We start from the raw sequence: 17,570 nt of genomic DNA on the forward strand, positions 1-17,570 counted from the left end.
GGCTGACAACGGCCCGTGGCGCCGGAGGGGCCGCGCCGCGCCGCACATCCGCGCCACGTGCCACGCCGCGAAACACTTCGCATCATGAAGCCTGCGCTGGATCGGCGCCGCCCTGGACCATGGTCCGCGAACCGGCGTGAGCGGATCGTGGCCTAGAGCCGCAGCAGCGCCTCGCGCAGCACCGGCGCCGCCTCCGGCGCGGGCAGGCGCAGGATCTCCCGCACCAGCCGCGCCGCGCCGCGGCATGGCGCGGCCGGCTCCGTCGCCGGCCCGCCGCTGCCGGACAGCGGCGACAGGCCGGAGGCCAGGGGCTGGAAGGCGACCAGCCGCACCGAGATCGCCGCCTGCGCCTCCCGCAGCAGGGCCTCCACCCGCTCCGGGTCCAGCGCCGGCGTCTCCGGCGGCCTGTCGGCCTGTTCCATGACCGCCACCGCCGCCGTCTCCAGCGCCGCCCACTCCGCTGCCAGCAGCAGCCGCGCCACATCCGGCAGCGAGCCGCCCGCGGGCGGATGCAGCCAGTCGGCGCAGCGCGCCGAGCGGCGCCGCGCCAGGCTCTCCATCGCCGGCAGCGCCGCCTCGGCCAGGGCGAGCAGCGCCGCATCCGGCGCGGTCCACAACCCGGCCGCGTAATGCGGCAGCACGGCGCGGTGCAGCGCCTCCGCCCTCTCGCCGCGGGTCGCGCCGTCGCCGGCCAGCGCCAGCCAGGCCGTCGCCAGGGCTTCGAACGCCGCCGGGTCCAGGCGTTCCAGCGCCGCCGCCAGGGGCTCCGCCCGCAGCCGGGCCCGCATCGCCTCCGCCCGCAGGGGCGCCGGCGGCCGCCCCGGGGAGAATTCCTCGCCATCGACGCGGCGGGTCAGGATGCCCGCCCGCACCAGCTCGGCATCGCTCGGCAGCCAGAGCTGCGAGGGCGGGGTCTCCATCACGCGGTCGACGAACCAGGCCGGCTGGCCGCTGCGCAGCATGCGTTGGCGCTCGGCCTGCACCGCCAAATCCGGCAGAGGGGCGGGCGACGAAAGGCTGCTGGGGCGATGGAAGCCGAGGCTCGCGCCCTCCCGCAGCAGCCGCGTGCGCCCGGCCTGGAAGATGATCGTGCAGGCGGAGGCGCATTGGCCGCGGACATAGGTCGTCAGGCCGCGCTGCCACACCATCTGCGCCATCGCCACGGCCTCGGCGATGGCGCCGCCCGGGCTGTCGAGATGCAGCACCCGGGCCTCCGGCGCGGCGTCCAACGCCTGGCCCAGGATGGCGGCGGCGCCGGGCCGGATGGCGCCGGTGAAGGCCAGCTCCCGGCCGCGGCGGAGGCTGTGGGCCATGGGCGGCGGCAGGCGGGCGATCTGCGCCGCATGGACCCAGTTGGCCAGCACCAGGGGCAGGCTTTCCCGGGCCAGGGTGATGAGCGAAGAGCCGAAGCTCAGGGCCACCGTGGCCTGCGCCGCCAGGGCCCAGACGCGCCGCCCGCCGCGCCCGACATGCCGCCGGGCCGAGCGCCAAGTGCCGACCACCTGCCAGACGAGGACAGGGATGCCGAGAAGCAGGATCAGGCTGGCCAGCAGGGCGGTCTGCCAGGCCGAGGCCTGCAGGGCGCTCAATCCGAGCGCAAGGCCGAGGCCACCGGCTGCGGCCGTGAGGTTCAGCAGGATGCCGTTCACCCAGAAGCTGGTGCCCAGCCCCAGCAGGCCGCGCCAGTGCCGCGCCAGGTAGCCGGGCCGCCGCCCGGCCGGCGCGGCGCGGGGCGAGCCCGGCGCCAGGGCCGCCTCGCCGAAGACGGCGGCCGCCTCCCGCCATCCCGCCATGCCGAAGCGCCAGACGCGCCAGGCGGCGGCCTCCCGCCGCAGCCGCGCCCGCAGCGCCGCCTCGTCGAAGGGGCCCTCGACCTGGCCGTCGCGCTCGCCATACCAGACCGTCCCGCCTCCGGCGCCTCCCGCTGCGTCCATGCCCGCCTCCGGTCCTGCGGCGGCAGTATGGTCCGGGCCCTCCCGCGGGCCCGGCAACAAAATCCTACGCCGCCCCCGCCCGCCGCCAGCCGCCGTTACAAGCCGCATCCATCCGCGGTAGAAGCGGCCCGGGCGCGGCGCGGCCGGCAGGAAAGGATGGGGGCTGGACGATGCATGAGACCGTGGGCTTCGCCGATATCGAGGCGGCGGCGGCGCGGCTGCGCGGCAAGGTGGTGCGCACGCCGCTGCTGCGCCACCGGCTGCTGGACGAGATCGCCGGCGGCACGGTGCTGGTGAAGCCGGAGCCCTTGCAGAAGACCGGCAGCTTCAAGCTGCGCGGCGCCACCAACGCCGCCCTGCTGCTCGACCCCGCCGCCCGCCGGGCCGGGCTGGTGACGCATTCCTCGGGCAATCACGGCCAGGCCATCGCCTGCGCGGCGCATATGCTCGGCATGCCGGCGCTGATCGCCATGCCGCACGACGCGCCCGCCATCAAGGTGGAGAGCACGCGGCGCTGGGGGGCGGAGATCCATCCCTTCGACCGGCATGGCGAGGACCGCGACGCCCTCGCCGCCCGGCTGGCCGAGGCGCGCGGCGCGACGCTGATCCCGCCCTTCGACCATCCGCATGTCATCGCCGGCCAGGGCACCGTGGCGCTCGAGCTGCTGGAGGATGCGCGCGCCGCCGGCCTCGCCCTGGATGCGCTCGCCGTCTGCACCGGCGGCGGCGGGCTGATCGCCGGCTGCGCGCTGGCGGCCGAGGCGCTGGCGCCCGAGGCCGAGGTCTGGGCGGTGGAGCCCGAGGGCTGGGACGACACCCGCCGCAGCCTCGAGGCCGGGCGGCGCATCGCGGCCGACGGCCAGGCGGACGGGTTCTGCGATTCCCTGCTCTCGCGCCAGCCCGGGGCGCTGACCTTCGCGATCAACCGCCCGCGCCTGGCCGGCGGCCTCGCCGTCAGCCGGGCCGAGGTGCTGCGCGCCATGCGCTTCGCCTTCGACCACCTGAAGCTGGTGACGGAGCCGGGCGGCGCCGTCGCGCTGGCGGCGCTGCTGGCCGGCCGGCTGGATGCGCGGGGGCGGACCATCGGCGTCGTCATCAGCGGCGGCAACGTCGATCCCGCCGTCTTCGTGCAGGCCCTGGCCAGCGCCTGATGCCGCTCCGTCTCGGTCTTCGCCACCGGCCGGTGCTGCTGGCCGCGGCGGGGCTCGGCGCCCTGGCCGGGGTGCTGTGCGGCCTCGGCGGCCTGCCGACGCCGACATCGCTGCTCATCGGCTGGTGCGTCGCGGTGCTCGCCTATGCCGGCCCCACGATGCGGGCCATGCACCGCGCCACCCCGGCGCAGATCCGCCGGCGGGCCGAGCTGCTGGACGATGGCGAGGCGGCGGTGCTGGCGGCGAGCCTGCTCGCCTCGGTGGCCGCGCTCGGGGCGGTGGGCTGGTTCCTCGCCTCGCGCTCCGGCGCCATGGCGGCGCCCGAGATCGCGCTGGCGCTGCTCACCATCCTGCTGTCCTGGCTGTTCGTGCACCTGCTCTTCGCGGTGCGCTACGCGCATGAATTCTGGCAGGCCGATAGCGGGCTGGACTTCCCGGGCGGCGAGCCGCCCGATTTCAGCGATTTCCTCTACTTCGCCTTCACCATCGGCATGACCTTCCAGACCTCCGACGTGGAGATCTCGAGCCGCCTGCTGCGCCGGCTGGCGCTGCTGCACGCCCTGGTCGCCTTCCTGTTCAACGCGGTGATCCTGGCGGCCGCGGTGAACGTCACCGCCAGCATGATGAGCTGATCCCCATGACGCCGCGGCGCGGCGTCATGGGGTCCCGGGGTCAGCGCTGATGCGCGAGCCGGCTGCGCTCGGCGCAGGCCCAGCCATGGGAATGCACCAGCCCGTCATCATAGTCCGCTTCCTCCGGGTGCTGCGCCATGGCCGCCGCGATCTCGGCGCCGCGGCCGCGCATCGGGCCGGTCGCCGGGGCGGGCGGCTCGGTGGCCCAGCCATGGGAGTGCACCAGGCCGTCGTCGTAATCGTCGTGGGACATCGGGAGCCTCCTTGTTGTCTTGGTTGGGGTTGTCTTGGTTGGGGTGGTCGTGGTGGGGGGGCCGCGCCACCGGGGCGGCGCGGCCCCGTCGCTCACTTCGCCGGGGCGGGCTGCTTCGCCGGGGCGTGGTGATCGTCGTGGTCGTGGAACTGCGCCGCCTCGGTGCTGGTCGCCAGCGCCGTGGTGCTGGACTGGCCGCCGCCGGCCGCCGTCGCCACCGCATCGAAGTAGCCGACGCCGACCTCGCGCTGGTGCCGCACCGCGGTGAAGCCCTCGGCCTCGGCCGCGAACTCGGCCTGCTGCAGCTCGGAATAGGCGCCCATGCCGCGGTCCTTGTAGCCGCGGGCCAGCTTGAACATGGACAGGTTCAGGCTGTGGAAGCCGGCCAGCGTCACGAACTGGAACTTGTAGCCCATGGCGCCCAGCTCGCGCTGGAACTTGCTCGCCGCCTCGACGCCCATCTTCCGCTGCCAGTTGAAGGACGGGCTGCAGTTGTAGGCGAGCATCTTGCCCGGGAACTCCTTCTGCACCGCCTCGGCGAAGTCGCGGGCATCCTGCAGGTCGGGATCCGAGGTCTCCCACCAGAGCAGGTCGGCATAGGGCGCATAGGCCAGGCTGCGGGCGATGGCGTATTGCTTGCCGACGCCCGGCTTGATGCGGAAGAAGCCCTCGGGCGTGCGGTCGCTGGTGATGAAGGGGCGGTCGCGCTCGTCCACGTCGCTGGTGAGGAGCTGCGCGCTCTCGGCATCGGTGCGGCAGAGCAGCACGGTCGGCACGCCCTCGACATCGGCCGCGAGCCGGGCCGCGTTCAGGGTACGGATATGCTGCTGGATCGGCACCAGCACCTTGCCGCCGAGATGGCCACACTTCTTCTCGGACGCCAGCTGGTCCTCGAAATGCACGCCGGCCGCGCCCGCCTCGATCATGGCGCGCATCAGCTCATAGGCGTTGAGCGGGCCGCCGAAGCCGGCCTCGGCATCGGCCACGATCGGCGCCATGTAGTGCGTCTCGTCGCCCTTGCCTTCCTGCACCGCGATCTGGTCGGCGCGGCGCAGCGCGTTGTTGATCCGGCGGATCACCGTCGGCACGCTGTCGACCGGGTAGAGCGACTGGTCGGGGTACATGGTGGAGGCGCTGTTGGCGTCGGCCGCCACCTGCCAGCCGGAGAGGTAGATCGCCTTCAGCCCGGCCTTCACCTGCTGCAGGGCCTGCATGCCGGTGAGGGCGCCGAGGGTGTTCACATAGGGCTCGGACTTCAGCAGCTGCCAGAGGCGACGGGCCCCGCGATCGGCCAGCGTGTGCTGGATGCGGAAGCTGCCCGCGAGCCGCGCGACATCCGCCGGGGTGTAGTCGCGGCGGATACCGTCGAAGCGGCCGGGCTCGGGCCGGTCACCCCCGAAGCTGCCATCGGGCGCATAGGTGGGGGTGGGGGTCGTCTGACGCATAATCGTTCCAACTCCTGCTGCCGTCATCGGGCGGGCAGGTCAATAATTCACATTGCGACGCCAAAGTTCAGCCCCTATTGCCGTGAAATCCGGCAAAGCTGTAACGGTCTTCACAGGGCTGGCGTAAATTTCGTAAAGGTGGTCAAGGATGGCGCGGACACTGATCGGGCGGACGGTCCGCCGGCTGCGGCAGGAGAAGGGGCTGGCGCAGCAGGCCCTGGCCGCTCGCCTCGGCATCTCCGCCAGCTACCTGAACCTGATCGAGCATGACCAGCGCGCCGTCACCGCCTCCCTGCTGATCAAGCTGACCGAGGCGCTGCAGGTCGACATCGCCGCCCTCTCCGGCCTGCGGGAGAAGGCGATCGAGACCGGGCTGCGCGAGGTGCTCTCCGACCCGCTGCTCGGCCTCGACCAGGTGCCGGAGGAGGAGGTGGGGACGCTCGCCGGCAGCGCGCCCAATGTCGCGCGCGCCATGCTCGCCCTCTACCGCGCTTGGCGGGTGGCGCGGGAGGATTCCGGCGGCATCGCCCTGCCGACCGGGCGGCGCATCCTGCTGCCGACCGAGGAGGCGCGCGACTTCTTCCACGACCGCGCCAACCATTTCCCGGGGCTGGAGGCGGCGGCCGAGGCGATCGCCGCCGAGATGGGCGTCACCGCGCCCTCCGAGATGAACCATGCGGTCGCGCAGCGGCTGCGGCAGACGCATGGCCTCGTCGTCACCGTCACCGCCCTGCCCGGGGCGCTCCGCCGCTACGATCCCACCGGCCGCCGCCTCGACCTCTCGGAGACGCTGCCGCGCGAGAGCCGCGGCTTCCACCTCGCCTTCCAGCTCATGCTGCTGGAGGCAGGCGAGGCGGTGCAGGCGGCGATCGGCGGCTTCGAGCCCTCCTCGGCCGAGGCCGGGCAGCTCATCCGCATCGGGCTGCTGAACTACGCCGCGGCGGCGCTGCTGATGCCCTACGGCCCCTTCCTCGCCGCGGCGCGGGAGTTGCGGCACGATCTGGAGGCGCTGGCCTCGCGCTTCGGCGTCTCCTTCGAGCAGGCCTGCCACCGCCTCACCACCCTGCAGCGGCCGGACGAGCCGGGGCAGCGCGGCGTGCCCTTCTTCTTCCTCCGCGTCGACCCGGCGGGGAATGTCGGCAAGCGGCTGGCCGCCGCCGGCTTCCCCTTCGCCCGCTTCGGCGGCTCCTGCCCGAAATGGATCGTGCATCAGGCCTTCGCCACGCCCGGCTCGCTGCGGGTGCAGCTCGCCCAGCTTCCCGATGGCGGCACCTTCCTCTGCGTCGCCCGCACCGTGCACGGCGTCGCCGCGCGCTGGGGCGACCCGCCGCCGGTCTATGTCGTCGCCATGGGCTGCGACATCTCCCGCGCGCCGGAGGTGGTCTATGGCGACGGGCTGGACCTCGAGAAGGCGATGGTCGGCATCGGCCTGTCCTGCCGGCTCTGCGACCGCATGGATTGCCGCAGCCGCGCCTTCCCGCCGCTCGAGCACCGGCTCGCCCTCGACCCGCTGGTGGCCAGCGACGCGCCCTACCGCTTCGAGCCGCCGCGGCGCGCCCCGCGGCCACCGAACCCGGCCGGGTGAGCCGGGTTTGTCCCCTGCCCCTCCCAAGGCCCCCAAGGGACGGAACGGATCGGAGACGACGTGGCGCTGCGCATCGAGGATTATGCCCTGCTCGCCGATGGCCATACCGGGGCGCTGGTCGGCCGCGACGGCAGCATCGACTGGCTCTGCCTGCCGCGCTTCGACAGCGCCGCCTGCTTCGCGGCGCTGCTCGGCACGCCGGAGCATGGCCGCTGGCGGATCGCCCCGGCGGGCGAGGTGCTGCGGGTGCGGCGCCGCTACCGGCCCGGCACGATGGTGCTGGAGACCGAGTTCGAGACCGCCGAGGGCGTCGTCGCGCTGATCGACGGCATGCCGGTGCGCAACGGCGCCGCCGACCTGGTCCGCCTGGTCGAGGGCCGCCGTGGCCGCGTCGCCATGGCCATGGAGCTCGTCCTGCGCTTCGACTACGGCGCGCTGGTGCCCTGGGTGCATCGCGGCCCGGACGGCGCGCTGCTCGCCATCTGCGGCCCGGACCAGGTGGCGCTGCGCACCCCGGTGCCGCTGCATGGCGAGGCCTGCCGCACCCTCGGCGACTTCACCGTCGCGGCGGGCGAGACGGTGCCCTTCCACTTGGTCTGGACCCCCTCGCACCAGCCGCCCGGCCCCCCGGTGGATGCGGCGGCCGCCATCGCCGCCACCGAGCATCACTGGCAGGACTGGCTGGCCGGCGCCCGGGTGGTGGAGGACGGCCCGCATCCGGAGATGGTCCGCCGCTCGCTGCTGGTGCTGAAGGCGCTGACCTATGCGCCGACCGGCGGCATCGCCGCGGCGCTGACCACCTCCCTGCCGGAGGCGCTCGGCGGCGAGCGCAACTGGGACTACCGCTTCTGCTGGCTGCGCGATGCCGCGCTGACCCTGAATGCGCTCGTCAGCGCCGGGCATCTCGGCGAGGCGGAGGCCTGGCGCCGCTGGCTGATGCGCGCCGTGGCCGGCAACCCCGAGCAGGTGCGGCCGCTCTACGGCCTCGCCGGCGAGCACCGGACGCCGGAGATGATCCTGCCCTGGCTGCCGGGCTACGAGGGATCGGCGCCGGTCCGCATCGGCAACGAGGCCGGCGCGCAGATGCAGCTCGACGTCTATGGCGAGGTGATGGACGCCTTCTTCGCCGCGCGCCGCATCGGGCTGCGGCCGGATCGGACGGGCTGGGCGATGGCGCGCAGCATGCTCGAGCACCTGGCGCGGATCTGGCGCGAGCCGGATGAGGGGATCTGGGAGGTGCGCGGGCCGCGCCGCCACTTCGTGCACTCCAAGGTGATGGTCTGGGTCGCCTTCGACCGCGCGGTGCGCGCCGCCGAGGCGGATGGGCTGGAGGGGCCCGTCGAGTCCTGGCGGCAGGTCCGCGACGCGGTCTTCGCCGAGGTCTGCGCCCAGGGCTTCGATGCCGGGCGCGGCGCCTTCACCCAGAGCTACGGCGCGCAGCACCTCGATGCCAGCCTGCTGCGCATGCCGCTGGTCGGCTTCCTGCCGGCCGACGACCCGCGCGTGCAGGGCACGGTGCGGGCGATCGAGCGCGAGCTGATGGAAGGCGGGCTGGTGCTGCGCTACCGGCCGGACCCGGTGGTGGAGGGGCTGCCGCCGCAGCCGGAGGGCACCTTCCTCGCCTGCACCGCCTGGCTCGGCGAGGTCTATGCCCTGCAGGGCCGCTGGGCCGAGGCGGAAGCGGTGCTCGACCGGCTGGTGGCGATCGCCAACGATGTCGGGCTGCTGGCCGAGGAATACGACGTGCCGCATGGCCGGCAGGTGGGGAATTTCCCGCAGGCCTTTTCGCATCTCGGCCTGGTCGGCCTCGCCATGGCGCTCGCCCGGCGGCGGATGCGCGAGGCCGGCGCCGCGCCGCCGGCCCGGCCCGAGGCGCGCTGAAACCGGGGCGCGCCAAGGCCGGGGCGCGGGCCGGGCCTCAGCCGCCCGGCTCGATCTTCGTGATCTTGGTGCCGTTCAGCGCCAGTGCCGCCATCAGCCCCTGCTGGCCGAAGGTGATGGCATAGACCGGCTCGGTCAGGGTGGTGGAGGTGGCATTGGCCTGCAGCCCGTGGTCGAGCGCGACCACCGAGGGGCCGGTGCCGATCTCCCAGCCATCCGCCCGTCGCAGCGCCTGAAGGGCGGACTCCTGCAGGAAGAACATGGCGAGCCCGGCCGACTGGGCGCCGGCGAGGAAGCCGAGGGAGAGGCCGGCGATGGCGTAGTAGCCCTCCGTCACGCCGCCGCGCAGCAGGGCGCCCTCGCCATACTGGCCGCCGACGATGAAGCCGCCGCTGATGATGCGCGGGAAGACCAGCGTGGCGTGGGCCGCCCGCAGCAGCGGCTCGGCATTGGGCATCTGCCGCAGCCGGACCAGCGCCGCCTCGACCTCGGCATCGATCTCCCGGCGCGTGGCGGCGCGGGCGGCGCGCGGCGGGGCGAGCAGGCCGGCCGCGAGGCCGAGGGTGGCAAGGCCCAACGGGGCGAGCCGGCGGCGGGTCGGGCGGGACATGGGCGGCACTCCGAAACCGCTCGGCAACGCCCGGCGGCCGGCGCGGTTGCGCCGGCCGGCGATGCCCGCGGCCGGGCCGCTCAGCCCTTCACGTCCATCGCCTGCCGCAGCCCGTCGGCCAGCAGGTTGAAGCAGATGGAGGTGACGAAGATGCACACGCCCGGCAGCACCGCCACCCAGGGCTGCACGTAGATCGCGGTGCGCAGCGTGTTCAGCATCAAGCCCCATTCCGGCTCCGGCGGCTTGGTGCCGAGGCCGAGGAAGGAGAGGCCCGAGGCCAGGATCATGCAGACCGAGATCAGCGAGGTGGCATAGACGAAGATCGGCCCGAGCACGTTGCCGAGCACATGCACCCGCACGATGGTGAAGCCCGAGGCGCCGGAGGCCCGCGCCGCGTCCACGAAGTCGAGGCTGCGCACCCCCTGGGTCACGCTCTCGGCGACGCGGATGATCTGCGGGATGAAGACCAGGGTCAGCGCCAGGATGGCGTTGAAGATGCCCGCCCCCAGCGCGCCCGAGATGGCGACGGCGAGCAGCACCGAGGGGAAGGCGTAGAAGATGTCGGTGGTGCGCATGATCGCCATGTTCACCCGGCCGCCCATGAAGCCGGCCAGGATGCCGAGCGTCGAGCCGATGGCGAAGGCGAAGACCACCGGCAGGATGCCGATGAACCAGGAGAGCCGCCCGCCATAGAGCAGCCGCGTCAGGATGTCGCGGCCGAGCTCGTCGGTGCCGAGCGGGTAGTTCGGCGTGCCGATCGCCTTCAGCCGGCGGATCATGCTGCCCTGGTAGGGGTCGTGCGGCGCCAGCAGCGGGGCGAAGACGATCGCCAGCAGCATCAGCAGCAGGATGGCGGCGCAGGCGATGGTCAGCGGGTCGCGCCGCAGGCGCTTCCAGACGCCGGCCCAGTAGCCCTCGGACCGGGCGACCGCCTGCCGCGCCTGGACGGCGAGCTCGGCCTCGGCCGCCGTCGTCGTGGTGGTGCTCATGCCGGGGCTCTCCTCAGGCGCGCTTGATGCGGGGATCGAGCGAGGTCTGCACCAGGTCGACGCAGAGATTGAGCGCGACGAAGAACATCGCCAGCACCAGGATGGTGCCCTGCAGCACCGGCAGGTCGCGCTGGAAGATGGCGCTGTTGAGCAGCAGCCCGGTGCCCGGCCAGGAGAACACCGTCTCCACCAGGATCGAGCCGCCCATCAGGTAGCCGAGCTGCAGGCCCATGACGGCGAGCGCGTTCGGCGCCGCGTTCTTCACCACGTGCCGGAACACGCCCCAGCGCGTCAGCCCCTTGCCGCGCAGCGCGGTGACGAATTCCTGGTTCATGATCTCGGCGACGATGCCGCGCACGGTGCGGGTGACGATGCCCATCGGGATCACCGAGAGCGTCACCGCCGGCAGGACCAGGTGCTTCACATGCTCCCAGTCCCAGCCCCAGTCGGAGGAGCCGCCCGGCCCCGCGCCCATCGCCGGCAGCCAGTTGAGCTGCACCGAGAAGACGACGACGAGCACCATGCCGAGCCAGTAATGCGGCACCGAGACGCCGGCGACGGCGAGCCCGACCGCGCCGCGGTCGATCGCCGAGCCGCGGAAGGTGCCGGCCAGCCCGCCGAGCACGCAGCCGAGGGTGAAGCCGATCGCCGAGGCGGCGAAGGCGAGCGTCAGCGTGTTGCCGATGGCCGAGCGCAGGTCCGACCAGACCGGCCGGCCGGTGGCGAGGGAGCGGCCGAGATCGCCGACCGCCACCTTCGAGATCCACAGGCCGAATTGCACCGGCAGCGGCTTGTCGAGGCCGTAGTCCTTGCGGACCTGCGCGACCACGTCGGCCGGGGCATCGGGCGGGACGATGGCGTTGATCGGGTCGCCCGGGGCGATCTGCACCAGCATGAAGCAGACGAAGCCGACCGCGAGCGCGATCGGCACGGCGTAGACCACCCGGCGCAGCAGGTAGAGAAGCATGGGAACTCCCGGGCATGTGGCGTGGCCACCGCCCCGCCTGGGGTGATGGCCCGCCCTTCCTGACCGGCGGTTCGCAAGCCGCGTGCCATGCCGCCGGCGCCGCGGCGACGCCCCGTTGCGGCCCCGCTGCCCAAGCGGCGGGCAGCCTGCCCGCAACGACGGCGCCCGCGCCGCCTGGCGCCATCCTTGGGAATTCTTAAGCCCCTGCCGCGCAGGATGGTGCCCGAGCGGCAGGTGCGGGGCTGATGGCGGGCAAGGGCAAGGGGGGGCGCGACGGGGCGCCGACCATCGTGCTGCGGCGGGAGGAGGCCGGCGGCGACGGGCACCATGGCGGCGCCTGGAAGGTCGCCTATGCCGATTTCGTCACCGCGATGATGGCCTTCTTCCTGCTGATGTGGCTGCTGAACGCCACCTCGGACGACCAGCGCCGCGGCCTGGCCGACTACTTCGCCCCCGCGAACGTGCTCGGCCGCAGCGCCACCGGCTCGGGCGAGCCCTTCGGCGGCACCACGCCGAATTCGGACGGCGCCATGGTCTCGGACAACGGCGCCATCCGGATCGAGCAGGGGCGCGCCCCGGTCCGGCTCGACATCGAGGATGACGGCCCCTCGGACGCGCCGCCCGAGACCGCGCCGCCGGCGCCGCCGCAGCCCGCGGGCGAGGCGCCGGCGCAGGCCGCCCTGGCGCGGCCGCCGCAGCCCCCGGGGGAGGCTGCGCCGGAGGTTGCGCCGCCAGCCCCGCATCCGGCCGGCACGACGCCCGCGGACCCGCCGGCCGGGGCCGCGGCGCTCGGCGAGGCGGCGCTGCGGGCCGAGTTGGCGCGGCGCGAGGCCCATGCCTTCGAGCAGGCCGCCGCCGAGATCCGCGCCGCGGTGCGGGAGGACCCGGCGCTGGCCGATCTCGGCCGGCAGCTCCTCGTCGAGCAGGTGCCGGAAGGCCTGCGCATCCAGCTCCTCGATGCCGAGCGCCAGGCCATGTTCGCGGTGGGCAACGCGGCGCCGAACGAGCGCGCCCGCGCCCTGCTGGCCAAGGTGGCGGCGGTCGCGGCGCGGCTACCGAACGGGCTCGCCATCGCCGGGCATACCGATGCCTCGCCCTTCCGCGGCGACGCGCGGAGCAACTGGGAGCTCTCGGCCGAGCGGGCGAACGCCGTCCGCCGCCTGCTGCTCGAGGCCGGGATCGCCGAGGGGCGGCTGCAGAGCGTCGCCGGCCATGCCGACCGCATGCCGCTGCTGCCCGAGGCGCCGATGGCCGCGGCCAACCGCCGGGTCGCCATCACCCTGCTGCGCAGCACCCCCGGCACGGGCCCGGGCGCGGCACCAGGGTCCGGGCCGGCCGCCGCGCCATGACGACGATCGCCGGACTCGTCTTCCTGCTGGCCTGCGTCTTCGGCGGCTATGTCATCGCCGGCGGCAAGTTCGACATCATCCTGCACGCCCTGCCGCACGAGATGATCGTGATCGGCGGCGCCGCCATCGGCGCCTTCGTGATGGCGAACAGCATCGGCGACATCAAGCATGTGGCGGGCGGCTTCGGGAAGATCCTGAAGGGCGCCCGCTTCAGGAAGGCCGACTACATCGAGATGCTGAGCCTGCTCTACTTCTTCGTCCGGCTGGCGCAGTCGAAGGGCGCCATGGCGCTGGAGCCGCATATCGAGAAGCCGGAGGAGAGCAACGCCTTCGGCAAATTCCCGAAGATCCAGAAGGACCACCACGCCACCGCGCTGATCTGCGACTACCTGCGCATGGTCGGCATGAATGCCGACGACCCGCACCAGATCGAGGACGTCATGGCGCGCGAGCTGAAGAAGATCCTGGTCGAGGAGCTGCACCCCTCGCATGCGCTGCAATCGGTGGCCGATGCGCTGCCCGCGCTCGGCATCGTCGCGGCGGTGCTCGGCGTCATCAAGACCATGGCGAGCATCGACCAGCCGCCGGCGATCCTCGGTGGCATGATCGGCGGCGCGCTGGTCGGCACCTTCATGGGCGTGCTGCTGGCCTATGGCATGGTCGGGCCGATGGCGGCGCGGCTGAAGGGCGTGGTCGAGGAGGAATCGAAATACTACGAGGTCATCCGCGCCGTCCTGGTCGCGCATCTGCATGGCAACGCGCCGCAGGTCGCGGTCGAGACCGGGCGCAAGATGGCCCCAACGGCCTATATGCCGAGCTTCCAGGAATTGGAGCAGGCCTTGCAGGAGCTGCAGATCGCCTGAGCCGGCCGCGGGGCCGCGGCTACTCGACCTTCAGCGCCGCCCGCATCGCCGCATGCCCCTCGGGATCGGCGAGGGCGGCGAGCCGGCCGGCCGCGAGCCGGGCGAAACGATGCAGCAGCGAACGGCGCCGCGACGGTGCGAGCGGGTGCGGCGACGCCTCCCGCAGCAGGGCGCTCTCCCAGCCATCGGCGACGACGAGGCCGGCATCCTCGGGCACGAGATCCTGCGGGAAGTCCAGATCGACCGCAAAATAAAGGCGGTCGCAGAAGTCGCGGTATTCGGGCCACTTGGTGTCGGAAAGGAAGTCCCGCGCGCAGGACTTGATCTCGAGGATGACGAACCCGCCATCCGGCTGCAGCGCTAGGATATCGGCGCGACGTCCATTGGGCAGCGGCACCTCCTGCACCGGCGCCCAGCCACGCAGCGCGCAGAAGCGCGTGGCGGCCCGGCAGATGGCCAAGGTGCGCTCGGCTGGTGCGACCGACCCGCCACAGATGGGGAGTTTGTTCATGCCACGCCGCTCCGCGAAGGGCTGCCCCCTGGCCATGCCGGCTTCCGGCTGTCAATTGTCGCCAGCCCTACATTCCTGGACATGATCGCAACACGCTTCTCCGTCGCTCTCCACATCCTGCTCCTCGTCGCCGACGACTCCGCCGGCGACTCCACCAGTGCACGGCTGGCCTGGAGCATCGGCACGAACCCCGTGGTGGTGCGTCGCATCGCCGGCCAGTTGTCGCGGGCGGGGCTGATCTCCGTCCAGCGTGGGCCTGGCGGGGCCTCCCTCTCCCGCCCGGCCTCGCAGATCACGCTGCGCGATGTCTGGCGCGCCATCCATCCCGAGAAGGAAAAGCTGCTCGGCATCCACCAGAAGACCAATGCGGAATGCCCTGTCGGCCGCCATGTGCCCGCCCTGCTGCGCCAGCGCTTCGACGCCGCGGAGATGGTCCTGCTGCAGGATCTCGACACCACGACGATCGCCCAGCTCGCCGAGGGCCTGCGGCAGGGCACGCCGATGCGCGCGGCGGGCTGATGCGCCGGCCCCGACCGTCCTGCCGATGGCGGGGTCGGGCGGCGCCAGCCCTTCTCCCCACCGGCCTGCCGGGCCGCGAGGCCGGTGGGTAAACCCGCGAACCTCGCGGGCAGGACACCAGACCATGGTCCAGCGCGCTGATTGGTCGTGCGATTCACGCCTTCGGTGGTGCCGTCTCAGGCGATCACACTCTGGGCCCCCAGCGCGTCGATCGCCCGGGCCAGCCGCAGGTCACGCTCCGACAGCCCGCCGGCATCATGCGTGCTGAGCAGGATCTCGACCCGGTTCCAGACATTCGACCATTCCGGGTGGTGATCCTGCGCCTCGGCCAGCAGCGCCACCCGGCTCATGAAGCCCCAGGCCTCGGAGAAATCCCGGAAGCGGAATTCCCGGCGGATCGCATCCCGCCCCTCCACCAGGCGCCACTGCGGCAGGCTTTCCGCCAGCCCCGCCCGTGCCTGCGCCTCCAGCCGCTCGACCATGCCGCCTCCTTTCACGCTTGACGCCGCGCCCGCCGCGTCCTCCGGTGCGGGCATGCGCCATGGCACCCCGCCCAGCCTCGAGGACATCCTGGATATGGCGGAGACGGCCCTGGCCGCCATCCCCGCCGCGCTGCGCGCCCAGGTCCGCGACACCGCCATCGTGGTCGAGGAGGCGCCCGACGACGAGACGCTGGCCGAGATGGGGATCGACAATCCCTGGGACCTGACCGGCCTCTACCGCGGCGTGCCGCTCACCCAGAAGAGCGTGCTGGACGTGCCGCAGGCGCCCGACACCATCCTGCTCTACCGCGAGCCCATCCTGCTGGAATGGATCGAGACCGGGGAGGATCTCTTCCGCCTGGTCCGCAACGTGCTGCTGCACGAGATCGGCCACCATTTCGGCCTCTCGGACGCCGACATCGCCCGGCTGGAGGGCGAGGGGGAGGCGGAGTAGAGCAGATCCCGGTCGGGCGGCATCGCCTGATCGGGTGAAGAGGCTCTCGGCATCCCAGCCAGGGATCCCCTCAGCGCAGCGCCGCCGCGGCGGCCGGCAGCGCCACCGCCACCCCGACCGTCCCCGTCGCCAGCCCGCCGGAGATGACCCCGGCCACCGCCCAGCGCCCATCCTCGCCCCGCGCCAGCAGCGGCGCGCCGCTGGCGCCGCGGGTGCCGGCGCAGTCATGCAGCAGCAGCGTCCCCGCCTGCGCCGCGCCGAGCAGGTGGCAGCCGGAATCGGCCAGCATCACCTCCGGCCGGTCCTGCTGGTAGCCGCCGAGCATGAGCGGCGTCCCGGGCGCCGGCAGGGCGGCCAGCAGCGGCAGGACCCGGTCGGGCGTGCCGAGCGGCGCCTCCAGCGTGACCACGGCCCAGTCCGCCGCCCGCGGCCCGCGCAGCGCCGGGCGGAAGCCGGGCGCAACCTGCAACGCCACGGCGCGGGCATGCCCGGCCTGCCGGCCCTGGTCGTAGGCGAGCAGGAAATGCACCGTTCCCGGCTGCACCAGCGTCGCGGTGCGCGGCGCGACCAGGCAATGCGCCGCCGTCAGCACCGTCCGCGGCCCGATCAGCGCGCCGGAGCAGCGCGGGCCGAGCTCGAGTTGCAGCCGCCCGATGCCCCGCCAGGGCGCCTCCGCCAGGCTCACCGGGCGGCGGGGATCGACGGCGCCGATGCCGGGCGGTCGTTCACCCGGGCGGGCGGCGACCGGGGCCGGCTGGGCCGCGGCCAGGCCGGGCCACAGCGCCAGGGCGGCGGCAAGGCGCCGCCGCCCTGGGCTCGCCCGCCCCCGTCGGAACGGAGCGGTCAGGCAGGACAGGGCGGCGCGCGGCGTCATGCCCGAGCCGATACTCCGAACCGGCGCGGGCGCGAAGGAGGATCCGGGCGCGGCCGCCCCGGGCCGGGTCGGGCGGGGCCGCGACGCCCCGCGCTGCCCTATCCCCGCAACGCCGGCCCCGCGCTCGCCCCGCAGAGCTGGTCGGCCCTGGACGGGCTGCCGCCGACGGCGCGGAACAGGTCGTAGACATGGGTCGAGGCGGCGAAGCCCTTGCGGGCCGGCATGCCGCAGAGCGCCTGGTGCCGGAAGGCCGCGCCGAGGGTCGGCCGCGTCAGCGGGTCGCTGCACCGCCCCTCGTTCCAGCCGACCAGCAGGATGGCGCCCGGGCGCATGATCCGGTGCAGGGCGGCGAAGGTCATGTCCTGGTCGTCATCGGCATCGACGCCGAAGCCGAGGACGCCGTTGAGGAAGACGAGGTCGAAATAGCCCGGCGCGAAGAGGCTGTCGGCATGGCGGACATCGCCGGTCTTGTGGTTCTTGGACCCCCATTTCGCGTGGATCGGGTCGATCTCCAGCGTCCAGTACTCGCTGTCCTGGAAGAAGGCCTCGTAGGGCTTGGTGTAGCTGCGGCAACCGACGAAGAGGACGCGGCCCGGCTCGAGCGGGACCAGGTTCGGGAAGATCACGCTGGTCAGATATTTTCGGTCCGGTTCGTTCGGCACGAGCCGACCATCGAACAGGGAGATCAGGGCAGCGTCCAACTCAGCCGGCAAAACCCGGCGGATGGCTGGAGCCTTACGATTGAGATACGCCAAGGCCCCCTGGAAGTGCTGCCACATCGCTTCATATTCCCGGATTATTGTTGCGTAACCTCTTTCGTACAGCGATCAGAACGACACAAGCGAAGAGTGCGCAGTCTACGCAGTTATTATTCAAAGACCCGCATTTTTCCGCGCAACCTTCGAAAATTGAAGGGATATTAACCAAAAGTTGAATCTTTTGACATGCAGTCCTCGGTCATAGTATTGGCGCTGCGGGGCTGCTTTCCGCGGCCGATAGGCCATGCCCGAAGACCTCGCCGCGCCCCGGAGCGGCGACCAGGGCCGTGGCTCCGATGCACGGATGCATCGG

18 protein-coding genes are annotated in these 17,570 nt (G+C 73.0%); 8 read left to right on the forward strand and 10 right to left on the reverse strand.

Annotated elements, in window-relative coordinates:
• Positions 1 to 152: 152 nt before the first annotated feature.
• Positions 153 to 1,934, reverse strand: coding sequence for a COG3904 family protein (locus DOO78_RS07505; RefSeq protein WP_111469132.1), 1,782 nt, complete (start codon positions 1,932 to 1,934; stop codon positions 153 to 155).
• A 170-nt stretch (positions 1,935 to 2,104) separates the two neighbouring features.
• Between DOO78_RS07505 and DOO78_RS07510 the strand changes: the two genes are divergently transcribed.
• On the forward strand, positions 2,105 to 3,085 hold the full coding sequence (locus DOO78_RS07510) for a threonine ammonia-lyase (RefSeq protein WP_111469133.1): 981 nt from the start codon (positions 2,105 to 2,107) through the stop codon (positions 3,083 to 3,085).
• Positions 3,085 to 3,717 (forward strand): DUF1345 domain-containing protein, encoded by a 633-nt coding sequence (locus tag DOO78_RS07515; protein WP_111469134.1) that lies wholly within the window; start codon positions 3,085 to 3,087, stop codon positions 3,715 to 3,717. The genes DOO78_RS07510 and DOO78_RS07515 overlap by 1 nt, the downstream gene beginning before the upstream one ends.
• A gap of 40 nt (positions 3,718 to 3,757) precedes the next feature.
• Here DOO78_RS07515 and DOO78_RS07520 read toward each other — a convergent pair whose 3' ends face one another.
• On the reverse strand, positions 3,758 to 3,970 hold the full coding sequence (locus tag DOO78_RS07520) for a hypothetical protein (RefSeq protein ID WP_111469135.1): 213 nt from the start codon (positions 3,968 to 3,970) through the stop codon (positions 3,758 to 3,760).
• A gap of 92 nt (positions 3,971 to 4,062) precedes the next feature.
• On the reverse strand, positions 4,063 to 5,415 hold the full coding sequence (gene aceA / locus DOO78_RS07525) for an isocitrate lyase (RefSeq protein WP_111469136.1): 1,353 nt from the start codon (positions 5,413 to 5,415) through the stop codon (positions 4,063 to 4,065).
• A 148-nt stretch (positions 5,416 to 5,563) separates the two neighbouring features.
• Here aceA and DOO78_RS07530 point away from each other — a divergent pair, with 148 nt between their 5' ends.
• Both DOO78_RS07530 and DOO78_RS07535 read left to right on the forward strand, forming a co-directional pair.
• A complete protein-coding gene (locus DOO78_RS07530) occupies positions 5,564 to 7,000 on the forward strand; it encodes a helix-turn-helix domain-containing protein (RefSeq protein ID WP_111469137.1) in 1,437 nt (478 codons plus the stop codon).
• Between the two features lie 60 nt (positions 7,001 to 7,060).
• Positions 7,061 to 8,881: a glycoside hydrolase family 15 protein gene (locus DOO78_RS07535; RefSeq protein WP_111469138.1), complete on the forward strand. Its 1,821-nt coding sequence runs from the start codon at positions 7,061 to 7,063 to the stop codon at positions 8,879 to 8,881.
• A gap of 37 nt (positions 8,882 to 8,918) precedes the next feature.
• Here the strand turns inward: DOO78_RS07535 and DOO78_RS07540 are convergent, their stop codons facing one another.
• The 3 genes from DOO78_RS07540 to DOO78_RS07550 all read right to left on the reverse strand — a co-directional run bounded on the left by DOO78_RS07540 (position 8,919) and on the right by DOO78_RS07550 (position 11,447).
• Positions 8,919 to 9,491, reverse strand: coding sequence for a lipid-binding SYLF domain-containing protein (locus tag DOO78_RS07540; protein ID WP_111469139.1), 573 nt, complete (start codon positions 9,489 to 9,491; stop codon positions 8,919 to 8,921).
• 80 nt (positions 9,492 to 9,571) lie between these two features.
• Entirely contained in the window at positions 9,572 to 10,480 is a 909-nt protein-coding gene (locus DOO78_RS07545; protein ID WP_111469140.1) for an ABC transporter permease, read from the reverse strand.
• 13 nt (positions 10,481 to 10,493) lie between these two features.
• On the reverse strand, positions 10,494 to 11,447 hold the full coding sequence (locus DOO78_RS07550; protein ID WP_111469141.1) for an ABC transporter permease: 954 nt from the start codon (positions 11,445 to 11,447) through the stop codon (positions 10,494 to 10,496).
• A gap of 245 nt (positions 11,448 to 11,692) precedes the next feature.
• Between DOO78_RS07550 and DOO78_RS27420 the strand changes: the two genes are divergently transcribed.
• On the forward strand, positions 11,693 to 12,796 hold the full coding sequence (locus DOO78_RS27420) for a flagellar motor protein MotB (RefSeq protein WP_111469142.1): 1,104 nt from the start codon (positions 11,693 to 11,695) through the stop codon (positions 12,794 to 12,796).
• The gene (gene motA / locus DOO78_RS07560) at positions 12,793 to 13,659 is read left to right on the forward strand and encodes a flagellar motor stator protein MotA (protein WP_111469143.1); all 867 of its coding nucleotides are present in this window, start codon (positions 12,793 to 12,795) and stop codon (positions 13,657 to 13,659) included. Before DOO78_RS27420 ends, motA begins: the two co-directional genes overlap by 4 nt.
• A gap of 19 nt (positions 13,660 to 13,678) precedes the next feature.
• Here motA and DOO78_RS07565 read toward each other — a convergent pair whose 3' ends face one another.
• A complete protein-coding gene (locus DOO78_RS07565) occupies positions 13,679 to 14,170 on the reverse strand; it encodes an MmcB family DNA repair protein (RefSeq protein WP_111469379.1) in 492 nt (163 codons plus the stop codon).
• An 81-nt stretch (positions 14,171 to 14,251) separates the two neighbouring features.
• On the opposite strand from DOO78_RS07565, the gene DOO78_RS07570 reads away from it, so the two are divergent.
• On the forward strand, positions 14,252 to 14,689 hold the full coding sequence (locus DOO78_RS07570) for an Rrf2 family transcriptional regulator (protein ID WP_111469144.1): 438 nt from the start codon (positions 14,252 to 14,254) through the stop codon (positions 14,687 to 14,689).
• Between the two features lie 176 nt (positions 14,690 to 14,865).
• Here DOO78_RS07570 and DOO78_RS07575 read toward each other — a convergent pair whose 3' ends face one another.
• A complete protein-coding gene (locus DOO78_RS07575; protein ID WP_111469145.1) occupies positions 14,866 to 15,171 on the reverse strand; it encodes a 4a-hydroxytetrahydrobiopterin dehydratase in 306 nt (101 codons plus the stop codon).
• A 52-nt stretch (positions 15,172 to 15,223) separates the two neighbouring features.
• Here DOO78_RS07575 and DOO78_RS07580 point away from each other — a divergent pair, with 52 nt between their 5' ends.
• Positions 15,224 to 15,625 carry a metallopeptidase family protein gene (locus tag DOO78_RS07580; RefSeq protein WP_111469146.1) on the forward strand — a complete coding sequence of 134 codons (402 nt, stop codon included), beginning with the start codon at positions 15,224 to 15,226 and terminating at the stop codon, positions 15,623 to 15,625.
• Between the two features lie 70 nt (positions 15,626 to 15,695).
• Here the strand turns inward: DOO78_RS07580 and DOO78_RS07585 are convergent, their stop codons facing one another.
• Both DOO78_RS07585 and DOO78_RS07590 read right to left on the reverse strand, forming a co-directional pair.
• The gene (locus DOO78_RS07585; RefSeq protein ID WP_111469147.1) at positions 15,696 to 16,499 is read right to left on the reverse strand and encodes a trypsin-like serine peptidase; all 804 of its coding nucleotides are present in this window, start codon (positions 16,497 to 16,499) and stop codon (positions 15,696 to 15,698) included.
• Between the two features lie 98 nt (positions 16,500 to 16,597).
• On the reverse strand, positions 16,598 to 17,200 hold the full coding sequence (locus DOO78_RS07590) for a class I SAM-dependent methyltransferase (protein WP_111469148.1): 603 nt from the start codon (positions 17,198 to 17,200) through the stop codon (positions 16,598 to 16,600).
• Positions 17,201 to 17,570 lie beyond the last annotated feature (370 nt).

Source organism: Roseicella frigidaeris, assembly GCF_003258945.1.
Classification (GTDB): domain Bacteria; phylum Pseudomonadota; class Alphaproteobacteria; order Acetobacterales; family Acetobacteraceae; genus Paracraurococcus; species Paracraurococcus frigidaeris.